13 protein-coding genes are annotated in these 16,144 nt (G+C 31.3%); 4 read left to right on the top strand and 9 right to left on the bottom strand.

Annotated features, from left to right (window positions below):
- Positions 1-58 precede the first annotated feature (58 nt).
- Positions 59-520, top strand: coding sequence for a hypothetical protein (locus tag JOOMADRAFT_RS14320; protein WP_008614604.1), 462 nt, complete (start codon positions 59-61; stop codon positions 518-520).
- Positions 521-608: 88 nt separating this feature from the next.
- On the opposite strand, the gene JOOMADRAFT_RS14315 is transcribed toward JOOMADRAFT_RS14320, so the two are convergent.
- Positions 609-1,487, bottom strand: a complete 879-nt coding sequence (locus tag JOOMADRAFT_RS14315; protein ID WP_008610872.1) for an IS982 family transposase — start codon at positions 1,485-1,487, stop codon at positions 609-611.
- Between the two features lie 871 nt (positions 1,488-2,358).
- On the opposite strand from JOOMADRAFT_RS14315, the gene JOOMADRAFT_RS14310 reads away from it, so the two are divergent.
- Positions 2,359-3,510 (top strand): hypothetical protein, encoded by a 1,152-nt coding sequence (locus JOOMADRAFT_RS14310; protein WP_008614602.1) that lies wholly within the window; start codon positions 2,359-2,361, stop codon positions 3,508-3,510.
- Between the two features lie 185 nt (positions 3,511-3,695).
- On the opposite strand, the gene JOOMADRAFT_RS14305 is transcribed toward JOOMADRAFT_RS14310, so the two are convergent.
- From JOOMADRAFT_RS14305 to JOOMADRAFT_RS14290, 4 genes are all read right to left on the bottom strand, one after another.
- Entirely contained in the window at positions 3,696-5,156 is a 1,461-nt protein-coding gene (locus JOOMADRAFT_RS14305; RefSeq protein WP_008614600.1) for a lipopolysaccharide biosynthesis protein, read from the bottom strand.
- Between the two features lie 4 nt (positions 5,157-5,160).
- Entirely contained in the window at positions 5,161-6,432 is a 1,272-nt protein-coding gene (locus JOOMADRAFT_RS14300; RefSeq protein ID WP_008614599.1) for a glycosyltransferase family 4 protein, read from the bottom strand.
- Between the two features lie 201 nt (positions 6,433-6,633).
- A complete protein-coding gene (locus tag JOOMADRAFT_RS14295; protein WP_008614598.1) occupies positions 6,634-9,087 on the bottom strand; it encodes a YfhO family protein in 2,454 nt (817 codons plus the stop codon).
- Positions 9,088-9,102: 15 nt separating this feature from the next.
- Positions 9,103-9,372, bottom strand: a complete 270-nt coding sequence (locus tag JOOMADRAFT_RS14290) for a DUF4834 family protein (RefSeq protein WP_008614597.1) — start codon at positions 9,370-9,372, stop codon at positions 9,103-9,105.
- Positions 9,373-9,842: 470 nt separating this feature from the next.
- Between JOOMADRAFT_RS14290 and JOOMADRAFT_RS14285 the strand changes: the two genes are divergently transcribed.
- Together JOOMADRAFT_RS14285 and JOOMADRAFT_RS14280 are read left to right on the top strand one after the other, a co-directional pair.
- Entirely contained in the window at positions 9,843-10,820 is a 978-nt protein-coding gene (locus tag JOOMADRAFT_RS14285; protein WP_008614596.1) for a transporter, read from the top strand.
- 3 nt (positions 10,821-10,823) lie between these two features.
- Positions 10,824-11,942: a hypothetical protein gene (locus JOOMADRAFT_RS14280; RefSeq protein ID WP_008614595.1), complete on the top strand. Its 1,119-nt coding sequence runs from the start codon at positions 10,824-10,826 to the stop codon at positions 11,940-11,942.
- 216 nt (positions 11,943-12,158) lie between these two features.
- Here the strand turns inward: JOOMADRAFT_RS14280 and JOOMADRAFT_RS14275 are convergent, their stop codons facing one another.
- The 4 genes from JOOMADRAFT_RS14275 to JOOMADRAFT_RS14260 form a co-directional block, all read right to left on the bottom strand.
- Entirely contained in the window at positions 12,159-13,247 is a 1,089-nt protein-coding gene (locus JOOMADRAFT_RS14275) for an AMP-binding protein (protein ID WP_008614594.1), read from the bottom strand.
- 62 nt (positions 13,248-13,309) lie between these two features.
- A complete protein-coding gene (locus tag JOOMADRAFT_RS14270) occupies positions 13,310-14,266 on the bottom strand; it encodes a CPBP family intramembrane glutamic endopeptidase (RefSeq protein WP_008614593.1) in 957 nt (318 codons plus the stop codon).
- A 92-nt stretch (positions 14,267-14,358) separates the two neighbouring features.
- Positions 14,359-15,405, bottom strand: coding sequence for an o-succinylbenzoate synthase (locus tag JOOMADRAFT_RS14265; protein ID WP_008614592.1), 1,047 nt, complete (start codon positions 15,403-15,405; stop codon positions 14,359-14,361).
- Positions 15,406-16,083 carry a metal-dependent hydrolase gene (locus JOOMADRAFT_RS14260; RefSeq protein ID WP_008614591.1) on the bottom strand — a complete coding sequence of 226 codons (678 nt, stop codon included), beginning with the start codon at positions 16,081-16,083 and terminating at the stop codon, positions 15,406-15,408.
- Positions 16,084-16,144: the final 61 nt, after the last annotated feature.

Here is a 16,144-nt window from a genome sequence, read left to right as displayed (position 1 = left end):
AAGCAACCATATACCATTTTTAACATCTTAGGAATGATATTCATTTAAAAATATATTGATGAAAACTATTTCTTTGCCTTTAGTATTCCTTTTAATTTTTATTTCTTGTAATAGTGATGATAATGTTACCGATTTAAATAACACCCCTACTTCTATTGATATAACGGGAAATTGGTATTTAATTGAAATGAGTGGAAACATTCCAAATTCTACCACCACAAAAAACGATATGGAATGGCAAGAAACATATACCTTTAATCAAGACAGTACCTTTACAAAAACTAGATTTGATGAAGGTAATAATACTACCATAAAAATATCTGGCACCTACAAGCTTAAAGCAACAGAAGAGGAACGCGGACTCAACCTTTATTATAATGAAGAAAGTTCTATTATAGGCTCTTGTTCCAATGCAAAAGAAGAATACCTATATTTTTTAGACAACTCTCAAATACGAAGTAATTGGTGGGCATGCGACGGCCTTGGTTTGCTTTATGAAAAAGGTAATTATTTAGATTAACACAAGCTTAACTTCCACCATTGTAAGAAATTCCTTTTAAAAGAGACCTAGTAGATATAGCTTAGAAATATAATAACCCGTTGTGCATTTAGGCAATATTGATTTTTAGGTTATTGATATTTCTGTTGAATTCAAATATGTTTATATATTGAATGACCGTCATAGCCGTAATCTTAGATAATATTCTGTTTTTGAATCCCTCAAAAGATTTAGCATAATTCCTTCGAATCATAAATTGGTCGCAAAGTTGAGAAAACAATGTTTCAATACGCTTTCTGGATTTCTTAAAAACGTACGGCTGCTCCCTATAGTTATGCTGGTTTGTTCTCATAGGGGTTTCAAGTCTAATATTATGATATTCAAATAAATTCAATTGATATTCAGCCGACAAATACCCTTTATCACCAAGTAATATGCAATCACTTAATTGATGCTTTATATCCTTTAAATAATTAATATCGTGCACAGAGGCTGGACTAATATCCATACTTTCGATAACACCCTGAGCAGAACAGACAGCATGTAATTTATATCCATAATAATGGCTTGATTGACTTGCACAATATCCTTTTTCGGGCAGACTGTAGTTTTGTTCTTTACATATCTTACTTCTAGCGCTTCTTGATAATTTACAGACCTCTAACGGCATACTGTCAACAATATAACAATGCTCAGATTTATTCAACTTTCTCACTAATGCCTTGCGAAGTGATTCTCTAAAAGAAAACAACTTACGCTTTCTTCTATTGTAGACACTGCGCTCTATTTTGCTGGATAGACCAGCAGGTAACATTCGAAAAAGCTGGCATTCACTATCAACACTCATATATTCTGATGTTAAATCAATAGCTATAAGCTCTTTATCTCTTAATTTAGGTTTACGGATTTGATGTAAATAATCCATTTTACAATCCAATTCTTTTAAAACCTTGAGGATTTTGTCGTAATTTGCTTGAAAGTTGTGCATATAAATTATAGTGTGGTTACTACAATTTACTGCATTTTAGCAGTTTGCACAACTTTTTCTAAATGCACAACGGGTTATAATAATAACTTTATATTTAAAAGTATTGTTGTCCGATAAAAGTTAACGGGATTTATTGGATTTCACTTATATCAAGGTTCAAAATGAGGTTTTCAAAATAGCCCCTTGCTATTAATAAAAATGAAAAAAGAGGGTTTTTAGTTTTTTTTAAACTACTCTTTTTATGATAGTTAAAATTTAGTCTTTGTTCTTTTTTCTTATAGCGAAGCGGGATTGTATTTTAACTCAAGTAATTAATCAACTACCTCAAGGCAAGCCTACGAGATATTAAAAGAAAATAATTTAATCCATTTCGACTTAGAGTCCTTTGGTAAACTCAAGACAGGCTCTCGAGAACAAAACCCTCAATAAGGGATTTAAAAGCAAATAATTAGTTAAAATAGTTGAGCCATATATTTTGGCACGCTGTTTGAAATAAACACTATAAATTTCATAGTTGAATTTTTTTTTGGTTGGTTAGTTGAGAACACCGCACCTAAATTTGTTAAATCAAATGGTGAGGTGTTCTTTTTTTATAGCTTTTTTATTTTCTATGAAAGCCTATTTGCCACGAATACACGAATATTTTTTTATCTCCTGTCTATCCGTAATTGAAAAATAAATAAATCCGTGAATCTGTGGCGGAAATATAAAGCAACTATAAAAATAAAATAAAATTAATTTTTAAAATGTTGATATTCAATAATTTAAATCCTATCATGAAATACAAAGCATTTTTTGGCACGCAGTTTGATTTCTAATATGCGAGAGTCATTTAAAAATGATTTTTGTTTAATTAAAAAACCTAGAAATTATGAAAAAGCTATTATTTATTTTTATTTCTGTCTTTCTTGGTACAAGTACAAGCTTTGCTAATTCAGATACATCAAAAACAACATCAAGTTTTGGATATAACAACTCATTCATCTTTACTGAAAACGGAGTAACATTTTCTGTTTATCCAGATGGAGAATTTGACTTCTATATTGATAATCCTCAATACTTTGGAGCAAGTATAAATACTGGAAATGTAAGCATAACTTTCAATTCTGGATACCGATATGATGCCTATGTTCAATACGATGATTATGGTGCTGTAATTCAAGTAGAAAACACTCCTATTTACTATGATTTCTACGGAAGAGTAACAAGAATTGGAATGGTAGATGTTTTATACAGAGGAAACTATGTTAACAGAATTGGTGGATTAAATATTTACTATAACGGAAATGGCGTTTATACACATTCATCGGGTTATATTAATGTATATAATAGAGCTTATGTTTACAGACCTTACCACAGATATTTTGTAAGACCACGTCCTTCATATTGCATGGTTTACTATCAACCATATAGAAGGTATTATAGCCCAGTTAGATATACATATTACAAACCGTATAAAAATAACAACAGACGTTCGTATGCAAGTGTTGGAAGGAACTATCATTATAAAGAAAATAACTCAAGAAGAAATATTTATCAAAATGATAGACGTGTAAGCAAAAGAAGCGATGCGCAGGTTACAAGAAATGTACGTAGTAGAAGTTTAGCTTATGAAAGTAATAGAAGTAGCGCTAATAGAACTACTTCTAATACAAGAACTAGTTATTCTGCAACACGGAACTCTAATTCAAATAGAGCTACAACTACTTCAAACAGAACAACTCCAACGAGTACTAGCAGAAGTAGTAACGCTACAAGAAGTTCTAATAGTTATACAAAATCTCCTAGTAGATCTGTAAAGACTAGTACTAAAAGTACAAGAAGCACTACCAGTCCAGCTACTAGAACCTCTACTAATAATAGATCAAGTAGTAGTAATAGTAGAAGTTCTAAAAATAACAATTACTCAACTTCAAGTAGGAGTTCTAGATCTAGTAATGTAAAGGCTACAAGAGCTACTCCCTCAAGATCTACATCTGCAACACGATCTTCTTCTAGTAGAAGTAGTAGTAGAAATTTATAAAATTTAGTTCGTTAATAGGAAAGATCCGTAAGCAGCAATGTTTACGGATTTTTCATTTTTATAGATATTGAATTAACTATTATGAGGTAAGTTTTTAAAACGAAATAGTTTTCGCTCATTTCAATATAGAAGTACCCTTCAATAAATTCAGAAAAAAAATCGTGAGATAAACACTTTGTGAGTGATTAATAAAATCGACTTATGTTTTTATCAATAAGTAAATTTATATCTTCGGAAAGCTTTAATTTATATAAGAAAAAAACAAACACAACTCCTATCAAAGTAGACTTTAAAACAATATTAACTATCGGATTAAAGTTAAAATCCCAATAATAAAAGGCTCCTAACAAAGTAATAATCAGTAAAAAAGTTTTAAGGGTATTTTTTGTAAAAGGCTGTAAATGAAGTTTTGCTTTAACAAAATACAATTTAATAGAATTGTAGAGTGTAAATGCTAAAAAAGTAGCAAACGCAGCTCCATTTATTCCAAAAATAGGAATAAAAATAACGTTTAATATTACTGTTAGAACAGCTAATAGAACTCCAAAAAGCAATACCATTCGGTAATAATCGGAGTTAAAAATAATAGCATTATTATTCCCTATTAAATTATCAAATAACTTGGCCAAAGAGATCAGAAAAACAACCGTTACTCCTCCACTGTATTGTACTGGCAGTAATTTATATAATTCGTTTATATTTAAAATAATCAGTAAAAAAATAAATCCGCCAACAATAAAAAGGTTTATCGAACTCTTTTTATAAAGTACATCCAGCTCTTTAAAGTTTTTAGTATTTAAGAGTTTACTTGTAATTGGATAAGTAATTTGATGCATTGCCCTTGCAGGAACTGCAATTACAATAGCTATAAACACCGCCACATTATAATAAGCAATATTTTCAATATCCTTAAACTGCCCGAGCATTACCTTATCTATATCCAATAAAACTGCGGCAATAGAACCTGTTAGGATTATTAAAAACGAATATTTTAAAACATTTATATAATTAGCTGGTAAGCTAAATACAAAATGAGGTTTTTTAATTATAAAAGCGCTAATTAACATTAAAAACATTCTACTAAAATAAACTCCAATTAAAGAATAGATAAACATTGGAATAGTAAGAATCTCAAAATACACTAAAAAAAGAAGTACCATAACTACTAATCTATGGTAAACTTCTTTCAAAAAATTTCCATAAACACTTTTCATATGTACTTTTGCCCAGGCATAAAAAACCTCAAAATAAGCCATTGAAAAAGCTAATACAAAAATAGTCCAAACATAGGGTTCTACTATTTCATTTGTAGTCGATAAATATTCTACAATCCAATGATAACATAACAACCCAATAATTCCTACAGGAATAATTATTACTAGTGGGAGCAAAAACATAAAACCTGTAAAGGCATTTTGCTCCTGCTCATTTTTGTAGGAAGTATAAAATTTAATTAATGTGTTTTGTACTCCAAAAGCAAGAATAGGCATTACTATATTTGCTGCGGAAAGCAAGTAAGCTACCAATCCATAATAAGCATCTGTAAGGAAATTAGTATAAAGAAAAAGGGTGCTTATGGCACCAATACCAAACCCGATGTAGGTAACTACAGTGTTTTTAAATGTTTGGTTAAATACAATTCCCATATTCTTAAATGATACTTGCTAAATGCTTAGTAAGCGATTTCCGATGATATTTATCTATGTCAACCGAATTTACATACAAATTATCATTTTTATAAGCTTTATAGAACGAAAGTAATGTTTCTTTTAGTTTTTCTTTCTCCGTATAATCAAAGTACACTCCTGCATTAGTTTCTTCTAAAATACGAGCAACATCCCATTGTTTTGGACCCAGAGCTATAATAGGTCGGGTAGCTGCCATGTACTCAAACAATTTTCCAGGAATAATCCCTCTCGTTTTTTCTGCATCAATCTCTATTAAAAGTAAAACCTGAGTAGCCCTTTGCAGTTCTATTGCTTTTTGATGTGCTACATATCCTAAAATCGAAAGATTCTCATCAATTTTATAAGCTTTTATGGACTCCAAAACCTCTTTACTTACTGCTCCAGCTAATTGCAATTGAAAATCCTTTTTAAAATCTGGATTTTCCTCTAACAACTCCCCTATTACACTCCATAAAACTTTTGGATTTCTGCCAGACAACAAAGACCCTATATGAGATACCGTAAACTTTTTATCTACCTTACTTTTTTTAATTTCGGGAGTTATAAAACCATTTGTAATAACTTCAATAGGCTTAGAACTAATAGTTTCAAACTCAACTTTAGTAGTATAACTGGTAGTTACAATAAGGTCGGCTGAATTGAGCACCTCATGCTCTAATTTTTTATGTTTTTGTTGCGAATTTTTAGTGAGTTTTAAAGCAGAATGATATCCAATATTTGTCCAAGGATCTCTAAAATCGGCTATCCATTTTAGGTCTAATTGCTTTTTAAGCTTCATTCCTATTAAATGTACACTATGTGGCGGTCCAGTAGTTATAATGGTTGTTATATCCTCATTTTCTAAATATTTTTTTAAGTAGTTTACCGAGGGTTTTACCCAAAAAACACGCGCATCTGGAATGAAAAAATTTCCACGAATCCAAAGTAAAACCTTTTCTGTAAACGATTGTTTTTTATTAGAAATAATCCCCTTACTAATCTGTTTTGTCTTTTTGCCTGAAAAAATTGAAGCAAATTTATAAGGCTCAAAAATAGGCTGCTTTAGTATTGTTACCTCCTTTGGAACTTCTGCTAAAAAAGAAGCATCTTCCATTGGATAATCCGGATTTTCAGGAATATAAACAACAGGTTCTATACCAAATTCAGGCAAAAACTTTACAAAGTTCAACCAACGTTGCACTCCTGGTCCTCCAGCAGGAGGCCAATAATAACATATGATTAAAACTTTTTTCACACGAATATATTCAATTTAAATACCTCATTAAGGGTTTTATTTCCAAAAGCCTGTCCTGAGTTAACCGAAGGGCTCTACGTCTAAATGGATTAAATTATTTCCTTTGAATACCTCATAGACTTGCCTCGAGGTAGTTTATTAATTGATTTTAGATGATTAAGCTAAAAATTAATCCTTCTATAAAGGTTTCATCAATACAAATTAATCTTCTTTTGATGTGCGATTCTTATACTGATAAAAAACACCTCCTAATAGCAACAAAAACAATAAAACATTACTTGCTAGACTAATAGTACTGCCCGTTTTAACAACCTGAGGATCGAATTCAAATACAATGGTATGATTACCAGCAGGTAGTTCTAACGCTCTCAATGCATAATTTACCCGAAACTCTTCAACAAATTGTCCATCTACAGAAACTCTCCAACCGTGCGGATAATACATTTCAGAAAAAACAGCTATTCCTTTATTAGGGTTTGAACTTTTATAAGTTAACTTATTAGGCTGATAATCTGTTAAATCAATAGTAGCAGCACTGTCTACAGTAAAAGTATTTTCTGCTATATTATTAAATTTACTTTTATCAAAAAGAGCTGTAGTTTTAACATCCAAATCAGCAAGCCCTTTCATTTCTGCATCTGCATTTTCTACTGCTTTTAATTGATTTACAAACCACGTAGGACCATTTGCATACGGATTATTTGCTGGATATAACTGTCCCTTATCATTAGGTCTAATTATATACTTTACATTAAGCATGTTTAAAACCGATACATTGTTATTTGCTATTTGATATTCAAACAAATCTTGTAAACGCTTTGGCTTAGCAGCATGATAACCTCCTAACGATTTATGATAGAAAGAAGTACTAGCCCCATTTATACTTTCTTGGGTATTAAAAACTCGATAATAACCTGTGTCTTCTAAAATTTGTTTATCAACTTCTGAAGTTTGAAAGGGCTTGTCTAAAACTCTAGCAGAAACAAAGTCTTCGTTGTTTACATATTGTTTGTCAATCCCTACTAAATCTACTAAAAACAAAAGTCCAAAAGCAAGAATAGCATAATTTAATTTTAATTTCTGTTTGATAAACATCCAAATAACCCCAGCAGAAATAGCTACTAAAACAAGAGTTCTAAAGAGGTCTTTTGTATAGAGAGCCATTCGATCTTGTTTAATACTTCCCATCAATTGATTTAATCCCATCTGGTCAAATTGTTGTCGGTAATAAGCATCATTTGCATGCGAAAAATCGAAAGTACCTTTTAATAAAAATAATAAAACAACCGTTCCTCCTGCAATAACCGACGACCATTTCAAAGCATTCAATTTCTGGGTATTATCTACATTATTACTAAGCAACTCTTTCAAACTAAGAATGGCTAAGACTGGAAAGCACAATTCTAAAAGCACCTGTATAGAAGTTATTGCTCTGAATTTATCATATAAAGGAAAATAATCAATCATAGCATTTGTTAAGATGCTAAAATTATGTCCCCATGAGAGAATAAGAGATAAAATGGAGCCCGCTATAAGCCACCATTTTAAATTTCCTTTCAGCAAGAATAAACTCATCAGAAATAAAAAGAAAACAACAGCTCCTACATAAGCAGGACCCGCTGTACCAGGCTGATCTCCCCAATACATCATATGTGCTGCCTGATTTTTTACAAAATCTTGAGCTTGAGCAGGCGGAACTCCTTGCTTTACTAAATATTCATAACTATTAGAATCTTTTCCTAAATCTTCATCATTTCCCCCACCAAGGAGTCGTGGTACAAACAGATTTAAAGATTCAAAAATACCGTAGCTATAACTTGTTATATATTCTTTATCTAATCCACTTGTATTTACCTTGGAAGAACCATCTGGATTGATAGTTAAATCGCTTTTCCCTCTTGTACTCCACTTTGCATATTCCTGAGTAGCCAAAAGGTTCGTTGCATTGGTTGCAATAGCCAAAACTACAGCAACAACAAGAATGCCAACAGTTTTAAAGAAATGAGGAAGTTCTTTCTTTTTAAAGGCATCTATTAAATATACAATTCCAAAAACCAATACTAATAACATTAAATAATATGTCATTTGGAAGTGGTTGGCGTTTATTTCTAAAGCCATTGCAAAGGCGGTTACTAAAAAACCTGCTATATATCGTTTTTTAAATGCCAATAATATTCCTGCTAAAACAAATGGAAAATAACCAATAGCATGTGCTTTTGCATTATGACCAACCCCGAGAATTATAATTAAGTAAGTAGAAAATCCAAAAGCCAAGGCTCCAATACCTGCCAATTTCCAATCTACTTTTAACACCAACAGAAGTATGTAAAAACCAATAAAATAAAGGAATAAATAATCTGCAGGACGAGGTAAAAAACGAATCGTTTTATCTAATTTTTTTATATAATTATGAGGATAATTAGCTCCTAATTGATACGTTGGCATTCCTCCAAAAGCACTATTTGTCCAATAAGACTCCTCCCCTGTTTTGTCTTTAAAATCGTTGCGCTCTTTAGACATTCCGATATACTGAACAATATCACTCTGGAAAATTTTCTTTCCTTGCAATACCGGAGAAAAATAAATTAAGGAGGTAAGTATAAAAACTAAAAATACCACAAAATGTGGTAGTATTTTTTTTAATTGGTTAGTCATTAAAATTAAATTTAGTTAGTCAATTTCTTCATATTCGATGTATTCTCCAACTTTTTCTGAAGAATTTTTATCAGAATTAGTAGGTTTTTTATCTATTACTGTTTCTCCTTCTTTGTAATTTGTTTCTTGACGACGTTGATTTTGCTGTTGTCCAAATTGCTGACTAAACTTCTTCTCCATCTTTTTAGATGCGTATTTTATTAGATAAGGTCCAAATAAACGTGAAAGTATTTTGAACCCGTACCAAACAAGAAGTATAATTAAAATTGTTCTTAATAATTGCATTGAATTTCACTTTGAAAATACTTTCAAAAATACAATACATTGAGCGTAAAACAGGATATAAATCCTTAAAAAAATAATAAAATCAGTAAAAAAACAGTTCTATTAAATGATGGATGTAAAATCCTTGAGGAAAAAGATATAATTTTCACGATATTTACATCCCATTTTTACCTTAAAAAATTTATTTTCGTTATAAGTAATACTCTTTTAAAAACATTAATGTCCGAGTAAAAATACAAGACCGCTTCGCTATAAGAAAAAAGAACAAAGACTAAATCTTAACTATCATAAAATATGCAGTTTAAAGAAACAACATTATTGAAAATCCTCTTTTTATTCTTTTTTATTAATAGCAGGGGGTCTATTTTGAGGATATCATTTAAACCTTAATATAAGTGGAAGCCGATAAATCCCATTAATTTTTATCGGACAACAATATTTTAAAAACAGAGAACAAACCAAATTTTGATATGAACAAACTTTGCCTTTTTATTGCTATTTTATTTTTATCAGCCCAACAAATTAAAGCTCAATATACAGAAGTAATTAATTCCAATCGCCCAGGAGCCTCCTATAGTGCCTTTGCTGTTGGTAAAAATGTTATTCAGGGTGAAGGTGGCTTATATTATGAAAGACAAGAACATACACTCTTGGAAACAGAGGCCAACAGATATGGTATGGATTACGCTATTCGCTATGGCTTTTTGTTTGAACAATTGGAAGTTATATTGGATGGAACTTTTATAAAAGAAAATTTAACCGATTTCTCTACTTCTCCGTCTGTTGATTATACGCGTAGCAATTTTACTAAAAACACTCTTGGATTTAAATATTTAGTATACGACCCCTATAAAGATGCAGAAAAAAATAAACCAAATTTATATAGCTGGAAAGCAAATCACCATGTACAATGGAGAGATTTAATCCCTGCGGTTGCAGTTTATGCTGGTGCAAATTTTAATTTTGGAGATAATCCATTCTATCCAGAAGATCCACAAATTAGTCCTAAAGTAATGATAGCAACCCAAAACCATTTTACAGCAAATTGGGTATTGGTTATGAATTTTATTTATGACAAATTTACTTCAGACGATCCTTTGTTTAATTATATAATCACCTTAACCCATGCCCTTCCAGACCATAGATATTCTATCTTTGTGGAGCACCAAGGATATAAAAGTGATGCCTATGGGGATGGAATTTTTAGAGGAGGTGCTGCTAGACTATTCAGTAAAAACTTACAAGTAGATGCCTCTTTAGGAATTAATATAAAAGACACTCCATCTCGATTTTTTGGTTCTATAGGTGTATCATACCGAATTGATAACCATAGTGATAAACCAAAACAAATAGATAATCTTTCGGACGAAGACAAAGAATTTATCAAAGAAGCTAAGAAAAAACGTAAAAAGAATAATCCTTTCGAGGAAATTGACACTAATGAGTAATTTATGATTGAAGTAAAAGAAGTTACTACTAAAAAGGAATTAGAACAGTTTGTAAAATTTCCTTTTTCACTTTATAAAAAATCTAAAAATTGGGTTCCTCCAATTATAAAAGAAGAACTTAATAATTTTAATAAAGATCAAAATCCTGCATTCAAAGATGCAAGAGCTTGGTTTTTATTAGCTTATAAAAACAATAAAATTGTTGGTCGTGTTTGTGCCATTATTAATTGGAATGAAGTAAACAATTTAGGAAAAAATAAATTGCGTTTTGGATGGTTTGATGCTATTGAAGATCCAGAAGTTACAGAAGCCTTATTCAATAGGGTTTTTACTATTGGAAAGGAAAATAATTTAGAATATTGTGAGGGCCCAGCAGGGTTTTCTAATATGGACAAAGCAGGAATGCTTATTGAAGGCTTTGATAGAATTGGGAGTATGACTACCAATTATAACTATGCTTATTATCCTGAATTGATGGAAAAAGTAGGTTTTTCTAAAGAAGTTGATTGGAAAGAGTATGAAATTATTACTCCTGATAAGATTTATGAAAAACTAGCTAAGTTTTCAAATTTAATCATGCAAAAATACAATTTGAAACTTATTGATATTCCCACTACCAAATCTTTACTGCCTCATGCGGAAGCTATTTTTGACTTAATGAATAGATCTCACAAAGATTTAGAGTCTTTTGTTCCTATAAAACCATATCAAATTGAACATTATAAAAACAAGTATCTCAAGTTTTTAGATCCAGATTATGTAAACCTAATTGCCGATGAAAATAATAATTTAGTCGCTTTTTCTGTTATTATGCCCTCTTTTTCTAAAGCTTTACAAAAAGCAAATGGTAAGCTTTTCCCTTTTGGATTTTATCATCTTTTAAAAGCTCAAAAAAAGAACGACAAAGCCACCATGCTTTTAATTGGTGTTGCTCCAGAATATATGAGAAAAGGGTTAACAGCTATAATTTTCCATAAAGTAAATGAGGTTTTTGTAAATAAAGGGATTAAAATTGTAGAAACAAATCCTGAATTAGAAACAAATAATCAAGTACAAGCGCTTTGGAAAGATTACAATCCGCAACTTATAAAGAAATGGCGTACGTATAAAAAAATATTGTAGCAATTTTATTGGTCATTGTTATTGCCTTGATAATAATTAAAAAAATCAACTACCTCGGGGCAAGCCCGCGAGGTAGTTAAAGGAAACAAATTTAACTCATTTCGACGCAGAGTACTTCGGCAAACTCAGTACAGGCTCTGGAGAATTAGACCCTCTATGAGGGATTAAGGCAATAACAATGACTCTTTTATAGAAATCAATTCTAAAAACCTGTTTTTAAGCTCCTAGAGCCTTATGTACGCTGGGTTCTCTAATTACTTTTCCATTTTTAGTCTCTAAAAACTTATCTAAAAAGTAAATAGATTTAGGATGTTCAAATTTCTCTAAATCCCCCACTTTCTTTATTTCTGTTTCCAATTTAGAATCTTCTTTCCCTTCTACAACCATTATTAATTTTTCTCCTAGTTCGGCATCTTCAATTCCGTATACAAAAAACCGCTGTTGAACTATAGGAGCAAGTTTCTTTTCAATCTGTTCAGGAATAAGTTTTACCCCACCAGAGTTTATAATATTATCGTAACGTCCTTTCCAATCAAATTCATCTGCGCTAATTAACGCTACAATATCATTGGTTACAATAGTTTCTTCAGCAATATAAGGAGCATCAATTACCAAACAATTACGCTTATCTAAGGTAACCTTCACATTTGGAAGTACTTTAAAATGTGCGTTCTCCATAGCTTCAGCAGACCTAAAATTATTAATTTGCTTGGCTGCTATATGCGTAACAGTCTCTGTCATTCCATAGGTCTCATACACCAAAGTGTCTTTATTCTGAACGCTTTCAATAAGTTCCTTTTTTACAGCTGCACCACCAACAATAAGTTGTTTTATATTGTTTAATTTGTCAAGAGAATTATACACCTGTAAAGGAATCATTGCAGAAAAATCATATTCCTTCTCAATTAACGGATGTAATGTTGGCGCTACGAGATCTATTTCTAAACCAAGAATCATAGCTCTAACAAGCATCATCTTTCCGGCAATATATTCCGCAGGTAGACAATGCAAAGCTGAATCTCCTACAGAGATATTAAAAAAATCTCCAGAGGCTATGGCAGAATTCACCATAAACTGTTTTTGAATTCTGATATGTTTTGGCGTCCCCGTAGAACCAGAAGTACGAACGTATAAATGGTCTTTATTGTTAAGCCAGTCCATTAAAAAATCGCCTATAGATTGCTCATAAGGTTCTCCTTCTTTTACAAAGCTATAAGCTACTTCCTTTAGATCTTCCCGATCAAAATAAGTTCCGTTAAGTTTAAATCTTAAATGTACTTTATCAAAAGAAGGTGTATTTTCCATTGCTGATGTTATTAATCATTATTCAGCAATAAAATTAAAGCGGTTTTAGTTGATAAAAAAGTTTATAGCGGATTTGTTTCGGATATTTTTTCAACAACCATAGGTGCTGTAATTTTTCCTGTTAATTTTTCTTTCCAATCTGACCATTTATAAACTTTAGAAAATATAAAAAGTAAAGTTGGGAACACCACTAAAACAGGTATATAAATATCCCATCCTAATTCTGGATTAGAAACATCCTTGTATATAGAATGTGTTCTAAACGCTGTCCAATCTGCAGTAACCAACAAAGCAGTAATTAGATTATTTGCTGCATGAAATCCGAGACTTAGCTCCATTCCATCGTCCATTAAAGTTAAAATTCCTAAAAACAATCCTGTTCCAATATAATATACCATAATCTCATATCCTAATTTAGCTACTTCAGGATTAAAGGCATGCAAACCACCAAAAATAAAAGAAGTTAATAAAAGTGGTGCCCATTTATTTAAAAACAAAGCTCCAAAACCTTGCATTAAATACCCTCTAAAAATATACTCCTCCAAACTGGTTTGAATCGGAATCATAATAACTCCTATCAAAAATAAAATTACAAATGGAACTAGTTTAAAATTGTACTCATAATTTTCTGGAGCTAATTGAATGTCTATTATTACCAAAACAGCTGTAATTCCTGCCCATAATAAAAAAGAAAATTTTACACGCTTCCAATCTATCTTTTTTCTTGCTGTAGTTAAAGATATGATTGACTGCTCATGAAACTTTTTAACCCATAAAAATAACAAGGGAAGACAAACAGCAAATGGGAGCATTAATAAAAACAAATTTAAATTGGGTTCTAAAACACTTAATAACTTATAACCGTCTCCAGATTCTAATACGCTAACCCCTTCTTTGTAAAGTACCGCTAATACAAATGGAATTTGCATAATCTGACTAACAAAAATTATAACTATAGAGCCTAATAAATACCTCCAAAATTCGTGTTTATATTTAAATACTTGTTCTATATACTTCATCCGTTACTATTTATTATTTTTCAATGGACAACTGTAATGCCCTTAACTATTATATCGGTTGGTTTCTAAATTTATTAATGAGCATTTAAAAATCAAATAGATTTTAAAAGACTCATATCCCAGTTCTTATTTATGTTATAATGTAAAGCCCCATTCTTTACTTCCAAGGCACTCTCAATATTATTGGTATATAAACTTCCAGTACCCAAACCTTGAGGCATTTTATTTTGTAATGTTGCTGTCCATTGTGCTATGGCATTTAAACCGATATTACTCTCTAAAGCGCTTGTAACCCACCAACCAATATTTAACTCCTGGCATAGCGAAATCCATTCTTGAGAACCTTTAAACCCTCCAACCAAACTTGGCTTTAAAATAATGTATTGTGGCTGTACTGTTTGTAGTAATTCTCTCTTTTTTGTTACAGAAAATACCCCTATTAATTCTTCATCCAAAGCAATTGGCAATTCTGTATGCTTACAAAGCTTAGCCATTTCATGCCAATTCCCTTGTTTTATAGGCTGTTCTATGGAATGCAAGTCTAAAGATGCTAATCTTTCTAGTTTATTTTTAGCTTCATGAGTAGAAAACGCACCATTGGCATCTACTCGTAATTCTATTTCTTTTGCTGAAAAGTTTCTTCGGATAGCTTTTAAAAGCTCAAATTCTGCATCAAAATCTATGGCTCCAATTTTCATTTTAATGCAATCAAAGCCTGCTTCTATTTTATCTTTAATCTGCTCTTTCATGAAGGCCTCTTCTCCCATCCAAATTAATCCATTTATAGGGATTGAAGCTTTTCCTTTAGAAAAATCCGAAGGAAATAATTCAAAAGAATTTTTACTTTCAAAAGATAAAAATGCTTGTTCCACTCCAAATTGAATTGAAGGAAACTCTATAAGCAACTCCCAGAGCTTGTCTTTTCCTAAATGGATATGCTCGCAAACCCATTTCAGCTTCTCTTCATAATCTGATCGATCATCAATACTTAATGAGCGAAGAATTCCACATTCTCCAATACCAAACTTAGTACCATCTTCTATAATTATAAACCAAGTTTCTTTGGTTATAAGCACGCCTCTTGACGTTCCACTAGGACGTTTAAATTCTAAAATATACTTTTTGTAAGATACTTTCATTTATAACTCTATACTTTCACCTATTTCAAGAAGCATCAAGTCTTTTCCTGCATTATAAAATTGCTTTTTTGCATTCTCATGGTCTATTTCAATATAACCAAAAGTATCAAAATGGTAGCCTAAAACCTTATCACATTCTACAAAGTTTGATACATAGATAGCCTCTTCTATTCCCATTGTAAAGTTATCTCCAATTGGTAAAATTGCTAAATCTAATTTTGTAAAAAGCGGAATAAGTTTCATATCCATAGTAAGTCCAGTATCTCCAGCTATATAGATATTTTTATGTTCTCCTTCAATAACAAACCCACCTGGCTGCCCACCATAAGAACCATCTGCAAACGAAGAAGAGTGTGTTGCATTTACATACTTTACTAAACCAAACTCAAAATCCCAGCTTCCGCCGTGGTTCATAGGATGTGTTTCTATATCCATTTTAGCAAAATGTCCAGCTATTTCTGCATTTGAAATTACAATTGCACCTGTACGTTTAGCTATTCTTTCCACATCTAATGTATGGTCTTGATGCGCATGAGTTACTAAAATATAATCGGCTTTTATGGCTTCTATATCAATATGCGAAGCTTTTTCGTTTCCAGAAATGAATGGGTCTACTAATACATGTACATCTTCTACTTGAATCCCCAAAGCGGCATGCCCGTAAAATGTAATTTTCATAATTCTAAATTTTAAAAGTTCTCAAAAAAGTAATTAAGAAATTATAACTCTTTTTCAGCTT

It is taken from the genome of Galbibacter orientalis DSM 19592 (assembly GCF_000260115.1).
Taxonomy (GTDB): Bacteria; Bacteroidota; Bacteroidia; order Flavobacteriales; family Flavobacteriaceae; genus Galbibacter; species Galbibacter orientalis.
The sequence above is the reverse complement of the archived record's forward strand: the minus strand, read 5'-3'. Positions and strand labels throughout refer to the sequence as shown.